17 protein-coding genes are annotated in these 20,148 nt (G+C 25.4%); 15 read left to right on the forward strand and 2 right to left on the reverse strand.

The features are described from left to right. The 11 genes from C7380_RS13525 to C7380_RS07460 form a co-directional block, all read left to right on the forward strand. Positions 1-475: DUF234 domain-containing protein (locus C7380_RS13525; protein WP_206050557.1), on the forward strand; the 475-nt coding region annotated here is incomplete at its 5' end. Positions 476-950: 475 nt separating this feature from the next. Beyond that, positions 951-1,358, forward strand: coding sequence for a hypothetical protein (locus C7380_RS13425; RefSeq protein ID WP_146192160.1), 408 nt, complete (start codon positions 951-953; stop codon positions 1,356-1,358). A gap of 243 nt (positions 1,359-1,601) precedes the next feature. Beyond that, on the forward strand, positions 1,602-3,485 hold the full coding sequence (locus C7380_RS07420) for a site-specific DNA-methyltransferase (protein ID WP_109604869.1): 1,884 nt from the start codon (positions 1,602-1,604) through the stop codon (positions 3,483-3,485). 2 nt (positions 3,486-3,487) lie between these two features. Further along, positions 3,488-6,289: a DEAD/DEAH box helicase family protein gene (locus C7380_RS07425; protein WP_109604870.1), complete on the forward strand. Its 2,802-nt coding sequence runs from the start codon at positions 3,488-3,490 to the stop codon at positions 6,287-6,289. 141 nt (positions 6,290-6,430) lie between these two features. Continuing rightward, positions 6,431-7,090: a hypothetical protein gene (locus C7380_RS07430; protein WP_109604871.1), complete on the forward strand. Its 660-nt coding sequence runs from the start codon at positions 6,431-6,433 to the stop codon at positions 7,088-7,090. A 93-nt stretch (positions 7,091-7,183) separates the two neighbouring features. Further along, positions 7,184-7,654 carry a DUF234 domain-containing protein gene (locus C7380_RS07435; RefSeq protein WP_109604872.1) on the forward strand — a complete coding sequence of 157 codons (471 nt, stop codon included), beginning with the start codon at positions 7,184-7,186 and terminating at the stop codon, positions 7,652-7,654. Positions 7,655-7,917: 263 nt separating this feature from the next. Then, positions 7,918-8,820: an ABC transporter substrate-binding protein gene (locus tag C7380_RS07440; protein ID WP_109604873.1), complete on the forward strand. Its 903-nt coding sequence runs from the start codon at positions 7,918-7,920 to the stop codon at positions 8,818-8,820. Positions 8,821-8,844: 24 nt separating this feature from the next. Continuing rightward, positions 8,845-9,852, forward strand: coding sequence for a FecCD family ABC transporter permease (locus C7380_RS07445; RefSeq protein ID WP_109604874.1), 1,008 nt, complete (start codon positions 8,845-8,847; stop codon positions 9,850-9,852). Next, on the forward strand, positions 9,845-10,879 hold the full coding sequence (locus C7380_RS07450; protein WP_109604875.1) for a FecCD family ABC transporter permease: 1,035 nt from the start codon (positions 9,845-9,847) through the stop codon (positions 10,877-10,879). Before C7380_RS07445 ends, C7380_RS07450 begins: the two co-directional genes overlap by 8 nt. A gap of 5 nt (positions 10,880-10,884) precedes the next feature. Beyond that, positions 10,885-11,664, forward strand: a complete 780-nt coding sequence (locus tag C7380_RS07455; protein WP_109604876.1) for an ABC transporter ATP-binding protein — start codon at positions 10,885-10,887, stop codon at positions 11,662-11,664. Positions 11,665-11,731: 67 nt separating this feature from the next. Next, positions 11,732-12,817 (forward strand): SPM autocatalytic domain-containing protein, encoded by a 1,086-nt coding sequence (locus C7380_RS07460; RefSeq protein WP_109604877.1) that lies wholly within the window; start codon positions 11,732-11,734, stop codon positions 12,815-12,817. Between the two features lie 38 nt (positions 12,818-12,855). Here C7380_RS07460 and C7380_RS07465 read toward each other — a convergent pair whose 3' ends face one another. Then, entirely contained in the window at positions 12,856-13,401 is a 546-nt protein-coding gene (locus C7380_RS07465; protein WP_109604878.1) for a rubrerythrin family protein, read from the reverse strand. Positions 13,402-13,552: 151 nt separating this feature from the next. Between C7380_RS07465 and C7380_RS07470 the strand changes: the two genes are divergently transcribed. From C7380_RS07470 to C7380_RS07485, 4 genes are all read left to right on the forward strand, one after another. After that, on the forward strand, positions 13,553-14,494 hold the full coding sequence (locus tag C7380_RS07470) for an ROK family protein (protein WP_109604879.1): 942 nt from the start codon (positions 13,553-13,555) through the stop codon (positions 14,492-14,494). A 2-nt stretch (positions 14,495-14,496) separates the two neighbouring features. Then, entirely contained in the window at positions 14,497-16,023 is a 1,527-nt protein-coding gene (locus C7380_RS07475) for a Ppx/GppA phosphatase family protein (protein ID WP_109604880.1), read from the forward strand. A 10-nt stretch (positions 16,024-16,033) separates the two neighbouring features. Continuing rightward, a complete protein-coding gene (locus C7380_RS07480) occupies positions 16,034-18,157 on the forward strand; it encodes an RNA degradosome polyphosphate kinase (RefSeq protein WP_371682083.1) in 2,124 nt (707 codons plus the stop codon). A 63-nt stretch (positions 18,158-18,220) separates the two neighbouring features. Beyond that, positions 18,221-18,742: a ClbS/DfsB family four-helix bundle protein gene (locus tag C7380_RS07485; protein ID WP_109604882.1), complete on the forward strand. Its 522-nt coding sequence runs from the start codon at positions 18,221-18,223 to the stop codon at positions 18,740-18,742. A 17-nt stretch (positions 18,743-18,759) separates the two neighbouring features. Here C7380_RS07485 and lpdA read toward each other — a convergent pair whose 3' ends face one another. Further along, positions 18,760-20,136 (reverse strand): dihydrolipoyl dehydrogenase, encoded by a 1,377-nt coding sequence (gene lpdA / locus C7380_RS07490; RefSeq protein WP_109604883.1) that lies wholly within the window; start codon positions 20,134-20,136, stop codon positions 18,760-18,762. Between the last annotated feature and the right edge of the window lie 12 nt (positions 20,137-20,148).

Here is a 20,148-nt window from a genome sequence, read left to right on the forward strand (position 1 = left end):
CAATATGTTTAAATTTTATTATAGGTTTATATTTACAAATTTTTCTTTGATTGAGCAAGGAATGATAGATTTTGTTTATGATAAAAAAATTAAACCATATTTAAATCAATATACAGGATTTGTTTTTGAAGACGTTTGTCAACAATATTTATTAAGAGAAAATTATAATATAAAATTACCTTTTATCTTTGAAAAAATAGGAAGATGGTGGGGAAACAATTCAATAAAAAAAAGGCAAGAAGAAATTGATATTTTAGCTTTTAATGATAAAAAAGCTATTTTTGGTGAGTGTAAATGGCAAGATAAGAAAATAGGTATAGAAGTATATGAACAATTACTTGAAAAAAGTAATTTATTAAATTTCACAGAAAAATACTTTTATCTTTTTTCAAAAACAGGATTTACAGAAGAAATTATAGAATTTTCAAAAAATAATTCCAAAATTAAATTAATTACAATAAATGAAATTATATAAAATTTTATCTATTTTCACCCATTAAATCATAGATTTAAGATTTGTAAAACCCTATTGTAAATGGTAAAATAAAAAAGAATAAAGTAATGCATAATAAATCACCAAACTAACTAATAAATTCAAAAATAAAAAATTTCCACTTGACTTTTATATTATAAAAGGTATATAATTCTAGTGTCGGGATGAAGACATTAAACTCATACCAATCGCAGAAAATTAACTGCTAAAAATACCAAAGGATGACATTTGTCATCTTTTTTTTTAAGGAGAAATATAATGTCAATTTCTTTTGAAGAAAGATTTTTAGAAGTTATTACGAGTGAATCAGTGAATTTTAAAAAAATTTTTATTAATAAAGAATATTTAATAGTCTCAAAGGATTTTATAGTTGATAAATATTATATTTTATCTGCTAATGAAGATAACTTCCTACATTTAACAGGAGTTAAAACTGTTTTGGAGCCGAAAAAATTTTTTGAAAAAGCGAATTCTAAAACTTTTAAGTATAAAATATTTTTCCATACTTTCAAAACAAATAAAAGGTACTATAAGAAAGAAAATCAAAGCACTTCCAAAATTACAAGATTTATTTAAAGATACTATATTTATACAGGAACGATTTAGTAGTAATAATGTATATTGTGATATAGTTACTGGAGATGGTAGTTATATATTAGGTTTTATAAAAGGAAGCAAATGTATCCCTAAAACTTTGTTATATAATAAAAAATTAGATAATCCCCAAAAAGTATTTATTGTTTTATCAAAAGATAAAAAAGATGATTTTTTTTCAAATGTAATTTATGGGGATAAACTTATTAATACAGAAGATTATACTTATTTAGAAGAATTTATAAATATTGAAATAAGAGACCAATCTTAAATGATAGGTCTTTTTTTATTAAATTATATAAGATATAGTCAAATGTTCTAATAAGATTTTAATTTTCTAAGAGGAATAGATTATGGAATACTAATTAGGATAAAACTTTAAGTTATATCTATAAAATTAGTGTAAAAATAAGGATTATAACTTGTATAAAATTAAAAAAATTTATATAATTGATTTGTTATGTTTTAAATGAGAAGCTAATTTTATATTAATGATAAATGAATGGAGGTAAATATGAATAATACAAATTTAAAAAAATTAATAAAAGAAGTTTTAAAAAAAGATGAAAGAATTTGGAATGAAGATAAAACCGAATTGAATCAAACTCTTTTATTAGATTTAATAGAAAAGATTGATGAGAAAATAATTTATTTATTACTTCAAGAAGAAAAATTAAGAGAAAAGTTTTTTGTGAAAATAAAAGATGTATATGTATTTAAAACAAATGATTTTCGTTTTTTTATAGAAGAAAACAAGGTAGATAATTCTTTTACTGCGTATAAAAATAGAATAGGCTTAACTGATGGTAAAAGATTTTTAAAAGATACTAATGATATTGTTTTAGATTGGCCTTATAAAGATTGTATTTTAGAAGGTGGTCAAAGCACAGAAGAAGGATATGATACATATTTTGAATATGACAAAAAAGTAACTAAAACAGATGAAAAGAAAGGTTGGAAGGCTGGACAATATAATAAAAAGCAGGCAAAAAGAAAAGAGATATTTTTTAATAGAGTTTTAGCTTATGATGAAATTGATAGACTTTTTGATCATAAAGCATTCATAAACTGGAAAAGATTTACTAAGGACGGAGAGCAAGAAGTAAAAGAAATAAAAAGAGATGAAAATGGAACGATTAAAGAAAACTTGATTATCAAAGGAAATAATTTACTGGCTTTGCACTCTCTCAAAAAGCAATTTGCAGGTAAAGTGAAGCTGATTTATATTGACCCACCTTATTATTTCAAAGATACAAAAAGTTTTGATGCATTTAATTACAATTCAAATTTCAAACTATCAACTTGGCTAACATTTATGAAAAATAGATTAGAAATAGCTAAAAAACTATTAAGTGATGATGGTAGTATTTATATTAATATTGATAAAGATGGAATACATTACCTTAAAATTTTAATGGATGATTTATTTGGAATTGATAATTTTAGAACTGAGATAATATGGCGTATGGGATTTTTATCAGGATATAAAACAGCAGCAAAAAAGTTTATCAGAAACCATGATACAATTTTATTTTATTCAAAATCTGAAAGTTATTTATTCAATAAAATTTATATTGAAAATAAAGATTTTGCACCTTTATTGACAAACAGCGAAATAAAATCAGCTTTCAAAGAGTTTGATTTTCCAGAAAACAAAATAAATGATTTTGCATATTTTATAAATCATAAAAATAGAAACGATAGATACCCTCTTGAAGACACATGGAATTGTAATAAATGGGATAAATTAAATTCTATCGCTATTGATAGTTCTGTTTCAAGAGTAAAAGAAACAATAGAATTAGATAACCAGAATTTTAAAGGGCAAAAACCAGAATCTTTAATAGAAAGAATTATAAAAACATCCACTAATAAAGGTGACATAGTCATTGACTATCATCTTGGAAGTGGCACAACCGCAGCTGTGGCTCACAAAATGGGCAGACAATATATTGGCATCGAGCAAATGGACTACATAGAAACTATTGCTTGTGAAAGAATGAAAAAAGTTATTGAAGGTGAACAAGGAGGAATTTCAAAATCCGTAAATTGGCAAGGTGGTGGAGATTTTATTTACTTTGAACTTGCCAAATGGAACGAAACCGCAAAAGAAAGAATCCTTGCTTGCGAAAGTTTAGACGAGCTTATCACATTTTTTGATGAAATGTATGAAAGATATTTCTTGAATTACAATCTCAAAATCAAAGAGTTTAGAGAAAAAGTTATCCATGAAGAAGCATTTAAAAAATTAAGTTTGGACGAACAAAAGAAAATGTTTGTCGCTATGCTTGATAATAATCAAATGTATGTAAACAAAACAGAAATGGCAGATAAGAAGTTCGGAATCAATAAAGAAGACCAAAACTTAACAAACCAATTTTATAACAGGGAGAAATAATTATGGCAAACACTATTAAATATGAGAACTTAAAAGTAATTGATGTGAAATCAAAAGCTTTTGATTATGGAATCGTAAAACCTGAAATCCCAGAATATATTTCAAACAATTTGAAGTATAGATTTTTTGACTGGCAAAAAAATGCTTTTGAAAACTTTCTTACCTATCAAGCAATCAAAGAAAGAGAAAATCCAAACGAACCTACTCACCTGATGTTTAACATGGCAACAGGAACAGGTAAAACGCTTTTGATGGCAAGTACTATTTTGCATTATTACAAACAAGGATACAGGCACTTTCTTTTCTTTGTAAATCAAAATAATATCGTTGATAAAACAGAGAATAATTTTATAGATAACACTCACACAAAATACCTTTTCAAAGAGAAAATTGTTATTGATGATAAAACTATTGCTATAAAAAAAGTAGATGCCTTTTCAGATAATCCACAAGGCATAGAAATCAAATTTACCTCTATCCAAAAACTCTATAACGATATTCATATACAAAAAGAAAATCAAACCACTTTGGACGATTTGCATAGCAAAAATATAGTGATGCTTGCAGATGAAGCTCATCATCTCAACGCAGATACAAAATCCAAAAATGTAAACCAAAAAGAACTTATACCAATAGAAATAACCAACAGAACAGGAGATGCTGAAATAGAAAAAAAGGGATGGGAACATACTATTATTGAACTTATTCTGAAAAAAAATGGAAAACAAGAAGACAATAAAAATGTACTTTTAGAATTTACAGCAACAATCCCAGCAACAGAAAGTATTGCTAAAAAATACGAAGATAAAATCATTTATAAATTTGGACTAAAAGAATTTTTACAAGCAGGATATACCAAAGAAATCAATCTTATTTCTTCTACTTTGAACAAAAAAGAAAGAGTGTTGCAAGCATTACTATTTCAATGGTATAGACACAAAATCGCACTTAAATATGATATTGCAAACTTCAAACCAGTAGTGCTTTTTAGAAGTAAAACGATAGAAGAATCAAAATCCGATTATGAAGAGTTTTTGAATTGGATAGACAATATTTCCAGTAGTGATTTTGATTTTCTTAAGAATATTGTAGATAAAATTTATCAAACGAAAAAAACCACACTATATGAAATGGGAAAGTCCAGGACAGAAACACTTTTAGAATTTATAAAAAAAGAGAATATAAATTTTAGTGAGATAGCAAATTGGATTAAACAAAACTATCAGGAAAAGAATACCATAATTACAAATTCAAAAACAAATAAAACAAAGAAAGAAAAAACAGACGAAGAAACAGAAAAATTACTTAATAGTTTGGAAGATAAAAATAATCATATTAGAGCAATTTTTACCGTTGATAGACTTACAGAAGGTTGGGATGTTTTGAATCTTTTTGATATTGTCAGACTTTATCAAGGGCAAAACGCAGGAGGAAGCTCAAAAAAAACTCCAGAAGCAACGACAAAAGAAAAACAGCTTATTGGAAGAGGAGTTAGATATTTTCCTTTTTCATATAAAGATAAAATAAAAAATAAAAGAAAATTTGATGATGATTTGAAGCACGAATTAAGAGTATTGGAAGAATTGTATTATTACACTTATGATGAAGATTCAAGATATATTTCTCATTTAAAAGAAGAATTAAGAAAAGATGGATATATTAGAGATGATAAAATAGTTAAAACATTTGATCTTAAAGAGGAATTTAAAAATAGTGATTTTTATAATAATGTAAAAATTTGGTATAACAAACAAATAGATAATCCAAATAGAAAAAAAAAGACATTGGAAGACATAAAAAAAGACTTTTTTGGTTCTTATAAAATCAAAGGATTAGAGTTTACAGAGCAGGAATTTAATTTTAAGAAACAAGAAGATTCACAAAGGATAAACTTACAAGACAAAAGATCAAAAACAATTCTTAAAAAATTCAAATATATTGAAAAACATATAGTTCAAAAAGCTATCAATATCAAAGCCAAACAAGAAAATTCATTATTTCAATTTGATAATTTAAAAGAAGAATTAGATATAAATAGCATTGAGGATTTACAAAAAGATGATTTTTTAGGTGATTTTGATATAAAAATAATTGTAAATCAAAATACAATGTATGATGATATTGATAATAGAGATAAATTAGATTTAGTATTGAAATTTTTAGAAAATATTTTTACAGAATTAAAAGAGAATATTACACCTAAAATTGGTAGTGAATTTATTGCAGGGAATTTTAAAAAGTTTTTTGTAGAACCAAAAACAAAAACTATTGAGGAAGATGCAGGTTCTGAAAGAATATCAGAAGAATTAAAAAATGAAAATTGGTATGTTTTAGATTCATTTCATGGAACAAGTGAAGAAAAAGAATTGATAGTATTTATCAAAGATACAATCGGAAATTTAGAACAAAAATATGATGAAATTTACCTTTTAAGAAACGAAGAAGTTTACAAGATATATGATTTTGAACAAGGGAGAGGTTTTCAACCAGATTTTCTTTTATTTTTAAAAACAAAAGATAGAAAGAATGTCGGAATAGCTAAAACTGAAATTTTTTATCAAATATTTATAGAATCTAAAGGATCTCAATTTATAGGAAAAAGTGATTTGTTTAAAAGTGGAAAAGAATATTGGAAAGAGGAATTTTTAAATAAAATAACTAAAAAATATGGATTTAATAATATAATTAAAGAGGAAAATCCTAATTATAGACTTATTGGATTACCATTTTTTAATAAAGAAAATAACTCTGATTTTAACAGAGGTTATGAAGAACTACTAGCAATACAGAATAATTTTAAATAATTTAAAAATCAATTGGGAAATGTAAGAAAAAATCAAAATAAAAAGAGATAATGAAAGTTTTTACCTCTTGTAATGTAGAAGGAGTTAAGACTATTGAAAACATTATAAAAAATATATTATTTAAATTTTAGAAGATGGAATATGAAAAAAATATTAACAATTATTTTATTTGTTTTTATTAGTTTATGTGTTCATAGTGAGTGGAATACTTTTGATTCAACTGATTTGTTAAGTGAAAAAAAATCAACATATATTTATACAGAAGCAATTGATTATACTGGAGAATTAACGGAAAAACCTAAATTAGCAATAAAAATAGAAGAAACAGAAAATTTAAAAATCTCAATAATGGTTATGTTTGATGATTACATTGGAAATAATTATTATATTGTTTCAAACGTTAAAGTGGATTATGTTCCAGTAAAATATAAATTTGATCAAGAAGATATAATTAAAAGTAAATGGGTAGGTTCAACAAATGGAAAAACTATTTTTCAAAGTAAAATACATTCAATTGTTGAACCAAGTACAATGGTTTTTTTAACTAAATTATGTGATTATAATACATTTGTAATTGAAGTATTAGATTATAGAGGGGTTAAATATACATCTAAGTTTGATTTAACTGTATTAGATAAAAAACTTCAAGATTTTGGAATGTTAAGATCATATTTTGAAGATATAAAAAAGAAAGATAAAGAGTCAAAAACAAAATGGACGTTAATTAGTGGTTTTATTTACGGTGTTTCTGCTTTGGGGTGTCTTATTTATTATATGTTTTTTATAATAAATAATATTTAACTTAAAATATTATTTGTAAAATAGATAGAAAAAGAAATTCCAATAACAGAAAAAATAAATTCAAGAAAATCAATTTATAAATTAAAAGATAATATGTTTAAATTTTATTATAGGTTTATATTTACAAATTTTTCTTTGATTGAGCAAGGAATGATAGATTTTGTTTATGATAAAAAAATTAAACCATATTTAAATCAATATACAGGATTTGTTTTTGAAGACGTTTGTCAACAATATTTATTAAGAGAAAATTATAATATAAAATTACCTTTTATCTTTGAAAAAATAGGAAGATGGTGGGGAAACAATTCAATAAAAAAAAGGCAAGAAGAAATTGATATTTTAGCTTTTAATGATAAAAAAGCTATTTTTGGTGAGTGTAAATGGCAAGATAAGAAAATAGGTATAGAAGTATATGAACAATTACTTGAAAAAAGTAATTTATTAAATTTCACAGAAAAATACTTTTATCTTTTTTCAAAAACAGGATTTACAGAAGAAATTATAGAATTTTCAAGAAATAATTCCAAAATTAAATTAATTACAATTAACGAGATTCTTTGAAATAAAAAATTTTATTGAGAAATAGCAATTTAAAATTTACGAATGCTCGTTTATTAATAAATTGAATAATCATCATGAAGTAATTATATTGCTTCATGATGATTATTTTTTTAAACTGTACCTAATTTGGGAGTTTTTTTATCTGTTTGTTAGGCATATCTAAAAAAATTAGATATGTTGACAATTTTTGTCTTAGATGATATCATTAATTTTAGTTCACAAATTTACTATATGTATAAAAGACTACAAAAAGGGGAGATTAGATGAAAAAGAATATTTTAATTTTCACAATGTTTTCAGTTTTATTTATAAATTTATTTGCTGATTATAAAACTATAGAATATCGTGGAGAAGAATATAAAATACCAAAAAAAGTTGAAAGACTTGTAATAACAGGTGCAGTTGAAGCTGTTGAGGATGCATTGGTTTTGGGCTATGAGCCTTATGGAGTTATGACAGTTGGAGGAGAGATTCCAAAGCTTTTTGAATCAATAACTAAAGATTCATATACTATTGGGGATAAAAGAAGTCCTAACTTTGAAAAGATTTTGATGTTGAATCCAGATTTGATAATTTCTACTACTAAGGCAGATGAAGTAACTTTGAATAAATTAGAAAAAATTCAGACTACAATACCAGTTTCTCATTATACAGCAGATTGGGAAGATAATTTGATTTTAATGGGTCAAATAACTGGTAAAGAATTAAAAGCAGAAAAAATAATAAAAGATTATAAACTTAAACTTCAAGAGAATCAAAAGTATTTAAAAGAGGTATTTAAAAATAAAACAGCACTTTTGATAAGAATAAGATCGGGAAATATAATGATATATGGAAAAGATAGTTATTTTAATGAATCATTATACTCTGAATTGGGTTTGGAAGTTCCAGAGATAATAGAGAAAACTAAAAGACAAGAGATGATTTCGATGGAGAAATTGAGTGAAATAAATCCCGATTTTATATTTTTACAATTTGAAAAGAATGAAAATTTAGATAGCCTAGAAGCTCTTAAAGATTTACAAAAAAATCCAATTTGGAAAAATATAAAAGCAGTAAAAGATGATAAGGTTTTTGTGAATATAGTTAATCCAATGGCACAAGGTGGAACAGCATATAGTAAAATATCTTTTTTAGATGCAATAATTGAAATATTTAAAAAATAAAAAAGAAAGGAAAGAAATTTTTTTATGATTGAAAATAAAAGAAAAAATATAATTTTGATTTTACTATTAATTATAGGAATAATAATAATTTCATTTCTTTCTATAATTTTGGGTTCAAAGAATATAGATATAAAAGTTATAAAAGAATCTTTTTTCAACTTTAATCCTGATGATGTTGATCATCAAATTATTATGTATTCAAGAGTACCAAGAATAATAGGCTCCCTTATGATAGGGGCCTTTTTAGCTATTTCTGGATCTATGATGCAAGGAATGACAAGAAATATAATAGCTTCTCCATCTATATTGGGAATACTTGATGGTTCTACTTTTTTTGTTACTCTTTGTATAATACTTTTTCCGGCATCTTCAAATATTTTGTTGATAGTATTTTCATTGATGGGTTCAGCTTTTGGAGCTTTTATAGTTTTTTTTATGAGTTCTATAATTCCAAATGGAATGACTCCAGTTAGACTTACTATTATAGGGGCTATAACCGGAACTTTTTTGAGTAGTTTATCTGTAGGTCTTTCCATATATTTTAGAACTTCACAAGATATAAGTTTTTGGTATTATTCGAGAATTAATCAACTTACACCAAATATGATAAAGTGGATAATTCCATTTGCAATAATAGGAATAATAATGGCTTTGATTCTTTCAGAGTCTATAACTGTTTTATCACTAGGAGAAGAGATTGCTATAGGGCTTGGACAGAATATTAAAAAAAATAAAATTTTAATATCTTTAACAGTTATAATTTTGAGTGGTATTTCTGTAGCTATGGCGGGAAAAATAAGTTTTATAGGATTAATGATACCTCATATAACGAAGTATTTTGTGGGTCATGATTATAAAAAAATAATACCAATTTCTGGGTTGATAGGTGCTTTTTTCTTATCCGGAGCAGATGTTTTGAGCAGATTTTTAAATTATCCTTTTGAAACTCCTGTTGGAGTTGTAACTGCATTATTTGGAGTTCCTTTTTTTCTGTATTTAGCTGGTAAAAAGGGAGAGAAAAATTATGCATGATTTTTTAATAGAAGAAAAAAGAATATTTAGAAGAAATTTTTTTATTATATTGATTTTGAGTATTTTTATGGTTTTGATCAGTATAAAAATAGGAACATTTGAAATGACTTTTAAAGATGTAATTGAAACAATATTTAGGATAAATCCAAGTAAGAGTAGAGATCTTGTAATATTTGAATTTAGAATGCCAAGAATAATATTGAGTGGATTTATAGGTTTTGGTCTTGGTATTGCTGGATCAGTAGTTCAAACTGTAACTAAAAATGAACTTGCAGATCCGGGAATTTTAGGAATTAATGCAGGTGCTGGAGCATCTGTTATAACTTTTATGTTTTTTTTCAAAGATATAATTAATTTTAAAAATTTGATTGGGATAATGATTATGCCAATTTTTGGAATATTTGGAGGTTTATTTTCTGCAATATTAATATTTTATTTTTCTTCAAAAAGAGGTTTTTTAAACATTGAAAAACTTATTTTAATAGGAATTGCTTTATCATCTGGTTTTGGTGCGTATACTCTTTTTATAAGTTTGAAAATGAATCCTGATGATTATGAAATGGCTATGACATGGTTGTCTGGAAGTACATATAATGCTAATTGGAATTATATTTTAGGAATGATCCCTTGGTTTTTGATTTTTATACCATATATCATTAAAAAATCAGATGTTTTGGATATAATGCAACTTGAAGATGAGAATATAATATCACTTGGTGTGGAGCTCAATAAAGAAAGAAAAAAAGTTTTAATATCTTCAATTGCTATAGTAAGCACATGTGTAGCATTTTCTGGAAGTATAGGTTTTGTAGGACTTATTGCGCCTCATATTTCAAGACGTTTGGTCGGGATAAAACATAAATATATGTTAAAAATATCAGGAATGATAGGGATGTTTCTTGTCATAATATCGGATTTTGTGGCAAAAAATATTTCGCCTGTATCTGAAGTTCCAGTTGGTGTTGTAATTTCAATAATAGGAGTTCCTTATTTTTTATTTTTAATGTTTAAATCAAAAGGGAGATAATAAAAATGATCATAAAGACTGAAAATTTAAAGACATGTTATGATAAATATATTGTTTTTGAAGATTTGAATATAAGTATAGAAAGTGGAACAGTGACAACTATAATAGGTCCAAATGGTTGTGGTAAATCTACACTTTTAAAGACTATAGGAAGAATATTAAAACAAGATTCTGGGAAAGTTTTTTTAGAGAATGAAAATATGAGAAAAATGCAAAGTAAAAAAATATCAAAAAAAATAGCTTTATTGCCTCAAAATCCAAAAGCTCCTGGGCAATTAAAGGTTAGAGAATTAATTTCATATGGAAGATATCCGCATAGAAATAAATTTTCAACTATGAACAAAAAAGATTTGGATATAATAAATTGGGCAATGGAAGTTACTAATATAAAAGATTTTCAATATAGAAATATAGATAGTTTATCTGGTGGGCAAAGACAAAAAGTTTGGCTTGCAATGGCTTTAGCACAAGAGACTAAAATTTTATTGTTGGATGAACCAACTACATATCTTGATATGGCCCATCAACTTGATGTTTTAAAAATAGTTGACAGATTAAATAAAGATCATGAAAGAACTATAGTTATGGTACTTCATGATATAAACCATGCTTCAAAATTTTCAACTAATATAATAGCTATGAAAGATGGAGAAATAGTAAAATCGGGAACACCAAAAGAAGTAATAAATCATGAAAATTTGAAGAGAATTTTTAATATAGATTCTAATATAATAATAGATCAGAAAACAGATAAGCCATTATGTATAGATTATGATATGTTTTAAAAAATATTAACTTTAATAATATAATATTAATAAATAACCGCCCGATAATATTTTGGGAGGTGAAAAAATGAAAATAGATAATTACAAATTGAATATGCTTTCTAATAGGGAGTATATTTATAAGAAGACAGAAACAAAAAGGTCTTTGTTTTGGGTAGGAAATAAGCCATCTGAAAAATCCAATAATGATTTTGCTAAAGATTTGATGAGCTCTATAAAAGAGAGAATGCAGGATATAAAAAATATTTTGAATGATATAAAGAATATTTCAAAAGATGAAGATATAGATGATTTAAATATAGAAGATAAATCTAAGATAGAGTTAAAAATGTTGATAGAAATGGTTGAAAAATTTACTGGAAAAAAACTTAATAGTTTTAAGGTTATTGATTCTGATGAGTTGAAAAATAAATTAAAAGATCTTGAAAAAAATAATTCTGAATTGAAAAATGACTTGAATTTAAATAGATATCAGAATATTAATAATCGTGAATGGGGTTTTGAATATAATTATGATCTTGAAAGATATGAATATGAGAAACTAAATTTTTCTTCCAGTGGAATGGTGAAAACCAGTGATGGTAGAGAAATATCTTTTGATCTTGAAATGAGTATGGAAAGAGCCATGTTTGAAAAAGAAAGTTTTAATTTTACTGTTGGAAGTGTTCAAGATCCGCTTGTAATAAATTATGATACTATGATTTCTGATCTTGATCAAGAAAAATTTGAATTTGACTTAAATTCTGATGGTATAAAAGAAAGTATTTCATATTTAAAAGATGGAATGGGATTTTTAGCTTTTGATAAGAATGAAAATGGAAAAATAGATGATGGTTCTGAGCTTTTTGGACCTGAATCTGGAAATGGTTTTAGTGAATTGAGTGCTTATGATCAAGATAAAAATGGTTGGATAGATGAGAATGATGAAATATTTAATGATTTAAGAGTTTGGGCTAAAACCTCCAATGGTACAGATATGTTGTTTACACTTAAAGAAACAGGTGTTGGAGCTATATATCTTGGGAATAGTAAAAATGATTATTCGCTTAAAACTTCTATAGACAATACACTTGGAGTTATAAGAAATACTGGAATATTTTTGAAAGAAACTGGTGAAGTGGGAACGATACATAATATAGATTTTTCGGTATGATAATGATAAAACCATTGAAATATTATATTTCAATGGTTTTATTTTATTTTTACAAAATAAGATTTATCATGACCACATGCAGGACATATTTCAGGTGGATTAGTTCCTTCATAGATATAACCACATTTTAAACATTTCCAGAATATTTTTTCGGAAGAAGAAAAAAATTCTTGATTTATTATATTTTCTACAAGTTCTTTCAGGACTTTTATATGGTATTCATGAGCTTTTACAATTGTTTTAAATTTCACGCAGGCTTTTTGATTTTTTTCTTCATCGGCTATTTTGGAATATTTTAAGTAAAGATCTATTATTTTTTCTTTTTCATCTATCATCATTTTTAAGTTTTCAAGTGTTGAAGCAATTGGAATATGATTATAATTAAAATTTTCTAAAGTATCGGATGTATTTATTAATCTTAAAAAATTTTTAGCATGAGATCTTTCATGAAAAGAAAATTCTTGAAATATATTTTCTATAGATATATAACCATCTTTTTTAGCTCTTGACGAAAAATAATCAAATAAGTTCATGTTTTTTGATTCAATAAAAAAAGCTCTTATGAGATTTTGATTTGTGCTCATATATATCACCTCTTTAATTTTTTATATTTATAATTATATCAAAATGATAAGTATATTTTGTTAAAATAATTAAAGATAGATTAAAAATTAAAACGGTAATTAAAAGTTACGTGATATAATTAAATTATAAAACTTTTAAGGAGGGTTTTTTATGGGAAAAATATTATCTCTTGATATAGGCGGAACGAAGATACTTGGAGCTTTATTCGACGAAAAAGGTGAGATATTAAAAAGAGAGAAAAAATCTTCAAAATCGAATAAAGGTATTGAAAAGGTTAAAAATCAAATAAAAAAAGTTATAGATATATTGATAGAGGGTGAAACAGATATAGAAGCTATTGGTTGTGGAGTACCTGGAATAATAAAAGAAGGAAAAATATTATTTACTCCAAATATACCATTAAGTGGTTTTTCTTTGAAAGAATTTTTAGAAGAAAATTATAAGGTTGATGTATATGTTGGTAATGATGCAAATGTAGCACTTTATGGAGAATATAATACGGAGAGTATATCAAAATATGATAATATAGTTGGATTTTTTATTGGAACTGGATTTGGTGGTGGAATAATAATTGATAGAAAAATTTATAAGGGTTCTATAGGGGCATCTGCTGAAATAGGTCATATAACTGTAAATCCAGATGGACCTTATTGTGGATGTGGGTCTAGAGGATGTGTTGAAAGTTTTGCTTCAAAAGTTGCAATTCAAAAGAGTCTTTCCAATCAAATAAGAAAAGGTAGAGATAGTTCTATAAAAGAGTATATACTTGATGATTCTATAATAAAAAGTTCAATTCTTTTAAAGGCTTATGAAGAAAATGATGAACTTGTAGTTGAAATTATGGATGAAGTTGCTAAGTATATTGGTATAGTTTCAGCAAATATTATGAATATATTTAATCCTCAAATAATAATTCTTGGTGGAGGGTTGATTGAAAGTTTTTCTGACAAATTATTGGATACTATTAATGAATATAGTAAAAAATATTCATTAAAACAAAATTATGAATCTACAGAGTTTAAGATTGCTTCTCTTGGCGATGATGCATGTATATTTGGTGCTTATCAGATGGCAAAAAATAGGGTGGATTGATCATGGATTATGAAACATCGGCGGTTATAAATATAGCATCTAAAGCTATAATTATGAAAATAGCTTATTTAGATAAAGAAGATAATATAATTGAGTTAGAAAAGTTAGAAAAGCCTTTAAATTTAGGTATAGAGAGTTTTAATACGGGTAGAATTTCATATGAGATAGTTGAAGAAATATGTTTTATACTCAAAAATTTTAGAAATAAATTAAAAGAATATGGTGTAAAAAAAGTAAAAGTAATAGCAACTACTGCTTTAAGAGAAGCAAAGAATTCTAAGTTTATAATTGAACAAATAAAGTCGAGAACTAAGTTTAATATAGATGTATTGGATGATAATGAAGAAAAAACAATAATTTATAAACAGATGATAAGAATTATAGAAAATGATAAGAATTTTAAAAATGCTAATATAATACTTAGTTATATAGGAACAGGTTCTCTTGGAATAATGTATTATTTAAATGGTGAGATAAAGTTTAACCATAATATAAAAGTTGGTACTATAAAATTAGCTCAGATATTGAAGGAATTGAATAATGAAACTATAAGTTTTTATAGTGTAGTGGATCAATATTTAAGAAGTTTTGGAGTTACACTTCAAAATTCTTTTAAGAATGAAAATGTAAATTATTTTTTTATAACTGGTAGAGAGATAAGATTGATTTCAAAACTGATTGATAAACATTATGAACAAATATCAATAAATGATTTTAACACTTTTATTGAAGATATTAAAAATAAAACAATTAATCAGATCAATGAAAAGTATAGTATTATAAATGAAAAACCTGAAAATATACTCGCAACATTAGCGATTTATAAAATGCTTTTGAGTATATCTAAGGTTAATAATATGAAGATTTTTAATATAGGTCTTATGGATTCTATCTTATATGAAATTTTAAAAAGAAATGAATATACGAGATATGAAGAAGATTTTGAAGAAAAAGTAATAAAATCTGCATATTATTTTGGAGAGAAATATCATTTTGATAAGATTCATGCTAAAAATGTTGAAAAATATGCATTAATTATTTTTAATGAAATTAATAATATTCATAAGTTGAAACAAAGAGATAGATTTTTATTAAGAATAGCTTCAATACTTCATGATATAGGTAAATTTATAAACTTAAAAAATCATGCATATTATTCTTATGAAATAATAAAGGCATCAGATCTTCCGGGTTTAAATATAAAAGATATAGAAGTGGTGTCAAATATAGCGAGACTTCATTCAAAAAATAATATAGATATAAATGAAGAAACTCTTAAGATTCTTACCAATAAAGAAAGAATAAGAATAGCTAAATTGCTTTCTATATTGAGAATTGCGGATGCTTTAGATAGATCTCACACAAAAAAAACTAAAGAAATAGATTTGAAAAATACTAAAAATAAAATAATTATAAATGTTTATACGACTGAAGATATGACACTTGAAGAATGGACATTTAACAAAAAAAGTGAATTTTTTCAAGAAGTTTTTGGTAAGAAGATAATTTTACAAAAAGTTGTTAAATAAATATTGAGAGGTGATTTTATTGGAAAATAATATTTATTTTAACAGAGAGCTTAGTTGGATTGAATTTAATAATAGAGTTTTAGAAGAAGCTATGGATAAACAAAATCCAGTACTTGAAAGATTGAAATTTTTAGCTATAACCTCTTCAAATTTAGATGAATTTTTTATGATAAGGGTTGCCGGATTAAAAGAACAAGTTGAAGCTGGATATGAAAAAAGAGATATATCAGGTAGAACACCTATGGAACAGTTGAAAGAGATATCTATGAATATACATACTATGATAAAAAAACAGTATGATTGTCTTAATAGGTCTATATTACCAATATTAAAAAAAGAAAGAATAAGAATTTTGAATTATGATTTATTAAAAAAAGAGCAATTGAAAAAAGTAAAAAAATATTATGAAACTATTGTTTTCCCTGTTATAACACCTATGGCAATTGATCAGAGTAGACCCTTTCCAAAATTACCAAATAAAAGTTTGAATATAGCTGTTTCTTTGTTTAAAGAAAATGAAAATGAAAAAATAGCAATTTTACAAGTTCCATCTATAATACCAAGATTTTATGAAACAGAAATTAGTGATGGAACTAAAACTTATATATTGCTTGAAGATATAATAATGAATAATGCAGAAAATTTGTTTCCAGGATATGTTATAAAACATATGTCTCCATTTAGAATTACAAGAAATGCGGATCTTTCAATAGATGAGGAAGGTGCAGAAGATCTTTTACAAGAGATAGAAAAGTCTCTTGTACAAAGAAAATGGGGAATGCCTGTGAGACTTGAAGTGTTTAAAAAAATAGATAAAAAACTTTTAGATATTTTAAAAACAATGCTCAACCTTTCGAATTCAGATATATACATGATAAATGGTCCTTTAGATATTTCAGCTTTTATGAATATAGCATTATTGAATGATTTTGGTTGTTTGAAGTATGAGAATTTTAAACCATCACCACATAAAGATTTTTTTAATAAAGATATATTTAAAGTTATAAAAAATAAAGATATATTGCTTTTTCATCCTTATCAATCTTTTGAACATGTAGTGAATTTTATTGAAAGAGCAGCCGAAGATGAAAATGTACTAGCCATAAAACAAACATTATATAGAGTTAGTGGAGATTCTCCTATTGTAGAAGCACTTATAAAAGCTGCTAAAAATGGAAAACAAGTTACAGTTTTAGTTGAATTAAAGGCAAGATTTGATGAAAAGAATAATATAGAATGGGCAAAAAAACTCGAAAAAGCTGGATGTTATGTTGTTTATGGATTAGTTGGATTAAAAGTTCATAGTAAGATACTTTTGATTGTTAGAAAAGAATATGAAGGTATAAAAAGATATGTTCATTTGAGTACGGGAAATTATAATGATAAAACAGCAAAATTGTATACGGATATAGGATTTTTTACATCTAAGGAGTCTTTTGGTTGGGATGCTTCAGCTTTATTCAATGTTCTTACGGGTTATTCTCAACCTCCGGAATGGAAAAAATTTATGGTAGCTCCAATTGGATTACAAGAAAATATAATAAAATTAATAGAAAATGAAATTATGTATGCCGAAAATGGGTTTAAAGCCAGTATAATAATAAAAGTAAATTCATTACTTGAAACACCAATTATAGATGCTCTTTATAAAGCATCTCAAAAAAATGTGAAAATAAAATTGATAGTCAGAGGTATTTGTGCCCTTAAACCTGGTATAAAAAATTTGAGTGATAATATAGAAGTTATAAGTATAGTTGGAAGATTTTTAGAACATACAAGAATATATTATTTTAATAATGGAAATGATTTTAAAATATATCTTTCAAGTGCAGATTTGATGCCAAGAAACTTGCATAGAAGAGTTGAAATATTATTTCCTATAGAAGAAAAGGAATTAAAGGATGAATTATATGATATTTTAAAACTTACCCTTGAAGATACTGAAAAAGCAAGAATTCTTAATTCTGATGGAATTTATAGAAGAATTGATAAAAGAGGTAAAAAAAGATTAGAATCTCAAAAAGAATTTATAAATAAATATAAGATAAATTTTAAAGAATCTTTGAATAAGGATATGAAAGATATGTTAAAACCAAAAAAAGATTTAGAAAGAGATGATAAATATAATATATAAATATATTGCATGACATAATATGTCATATTGTATATTTTATAATTATATTAAAGGGGTGATTTTATGTCAAGGCCAACTACAAAACCTGATTTAATAGAAGCTGCAAATGAAAGATTTTCAAAACTTTGGAGTTTAATAGATACTATGACAGAAGAAGAGCAAAATTCTTTGTTTTTATTTGAAGATAGAGATAAAAATTTAAGGGATGTTCTCGTTCATCTATATGAATGGCATCAAATGGTTAATAGATGGCATAGAATAGGAACAATTGAGGGAGGAATTCCAGAAGTTCCAGGAAAAGGATATACTTGGAGAACTCTTCCCGACTTGAATCTTGAAATATGGAAAAAATATCAAGATGTATCTTTAGATTCTTCTAAAAAAATGTTGAAAGAAAGTCATAAAATGGTTTTAGATTTGATAGAAAGCCATACAAATGATGAACTTTTTTCAAAAAAAGTTTATAAATGGACTAAAAGTACTACTTTAGGGGCTTATTTTGTGAGTGCTACTTCAAGTCATTATGATTGGGCTATGAAAAAAATAAAAAAACATATCAAATCTCAAAAAAATAAGCCAAGTTGATAAACTTGGCTTATTTTTTATATATGTATTGCCCATCCTTCAACGGCTCTCATAGATTCCATAACGGCTTCAGATATAGTAGGGTGAGCATGTATCATATTTGCTATATCTTCTGGCAATAATTCAGATGATTTTGCAAGTAATATTTCATGTATTATCTCAGTTGCATTGTATCCAGCAATATGAGCTCCTAATATTTCATGAGTTTGAGGTTCATAGAGTATTTTTATAATCCCATCACTTTTTCCTATTGCAACAGTTTTTCCAGCACCATAGTATGGGAAATAAGCTTTTTTATATTTTTTGTCATTTTCTTTTAAAGCTTTTTCTGTATATCCAAAACTTGCTATTTCTGGTTCACAATAAACTGCTGAAGGTATGGCATTTAAATTTAATTTGTTTTTTTGCCCTTTTATATGTTCAACCGCAATTTCACCTTCTTTAGAAGCAACATGGGCTAATTGTGGTGTTTTAACTACATCTCCTATGGCATATATGTTGGATTCATCTGTCTGATAATAATCATTAACCTTTATAAATCCTTTTTCTATTTTAATTTTAGTATTTTCTAATCCTAAATCATCTATTATAGGGATTCTTCCAACGGCTACAAGTATTTTTTCAACTTTTATTTCTGATATTGAATTATCTTTTATATTTTCTAATTTAACTTTTAAAAGATCTTCATAGTTTTCATAGCTTTTTGCTATAGTTGAATTTAATATTTTTATACCATCTTTCTTAAAGGCATCTTTTAAAATTTTTGCTGTGTCTTCGTCTTCTAATGGAAGTATGTTATCGAGCATTTCTGCTATTGTGACATCTACACCAAAACTTTTCATGACATATGCAAATTCCATTCCAATTGCACCACTTCCAATTATTAATATGCTTTTAGGTAATTTTTCTTGCATTAAAATACCTGTTGAGGATAGTATTTTTTCTTCATCGAATTCAAATCCTTTTAATTCTCTTGGTTTAGAACCAGTTGCAATTATTATATTTTTTGCTGTTATACTTTTATTTTCATATTTTATAGTATTTTTATCTGTTATTTTTGCTTGAGAATTTATATAAGTTATATTGTTTTTTTCTAATAAATATTTGACACCATTTGAAAGTGTTTCAGATGCTTTTCTTGATTCATGAAATACTTTTTTATAATCAAAAGAAGTCAAGTCCATTTTTACTCCTTTATCTATAAATTCGAGCATATTTCTGTATTTTTCTGCTTGACTTATTAAACTTTTTGAAGGAATACATCCAATATTTAAACATACTCCACCAGGTTTATCTTTTTCGAATATTATTGTTTTAATTCCGAGTTGACTAGCCCTTATTGCTGATACATAACCTCCAGGACCAGCTCCTATTATAGCTAAATCAAAATCCATATTTAAAACCTC

The sequence above is a fragment of the Oceanotoga teriensis genome (genome assembly GCF_003148465.1).
Classification (GTDB): Bacteria; Thermotogota; Thermotogae; order Petrotogales; family Petrotogaceae; genus Oceanotoga; species Oceanotoga teriensis.

Coding starts and splice junctions, on each gene's coding strand:
- C7380_RS07420 (WP_109604869.1), top strand. CDS start 1,602: ATGAATAATACAAATTTAAAAAAATTAATAAAAGAAGTTTTAAAAAAA.
- C7380_RS07425 (WP_109604870.1), top strand. CDS start 3,488: ATGGCAAACACTATTAAATATGAGAACTTAAAAGTAATTGATGTGAAA.
- C7380_RS07430 (WP_109604871.1), top strand. CDS start 6,431: ATGAAAAAAATATTAACAATTATTTTATTTGTTTTTATTAGTTTATGT.
- C7380_RS07435 (WP_109604872.1), top strand. CDS start 7,184: ATGTTTAAATTTTATTATAGGTTTATATTTACAAATTTTTCTTTGATT.
- C7380_RS07440 (WP_109604873.1), top strand. CDS start 7,918: ATGAAAAAGAATATTTTAATTTTCACAATGTTTTCAGTTTTATTTATA.
- C7380_RS07445 (WP_109604874.1), top strand. CDS start 8,845: ATGATTGAAAATAAAAGAAAAAATATAATTTTGATTTTACTATTAATT.
- C7380_RS07450 (WP_109604875.1), top strand. CDS start 9,845: ATGCATGATTTTTTAATAGAAGAAAAAAGAATATTTAGAAGAAATTTT.
- C7380_RS07455 (WP_109604876.1), top strand. CDS start 10,885: ATGATCATAAAGACTGAAAATTTAAAGACATGTTATGATAAATATATT.
- C7380_RS07460 (WP_109604877.1), top strand. CDS start 11,732: ATGAAAATAGATAATTACAAATTGAATATGCTTTCTAATAGGGAGTAT.
- C7380_RS07465 (WP_109604878.1), bottom strand. CDS start 13,401: ATGAGCACAAATCAAAATCTCATAAGAGCTTTTTTTATTGAATCAAAA.
- C7380_RS07470 (WP_109604879.1), top strand. CDS start 13,553: ATGGGAAAAATATTATCTCTTGATATAGGCGGAACGAAGATACTTGGA.
- C7380_RS07475 (WP_109604880.1), top strand. CDS start 14,497: ATGGATTATGAAACATCGGCGGTTATAAATATAGCATCTAAAGCTATA.
- C7380_RS07485 (WP_109604882.1), top strand. CDS start 18,221: ATGTCAAGGCCAACTACAAAACCTGATTTAATAGAAGCTGCAAATGAA.
- lpdA (WP_109604883.1), bottom strand. CDS start 20,136: ATGGATTTTGATTTAGCTATAATAGGAGCTGGTCCTGGAGGTTATGTA.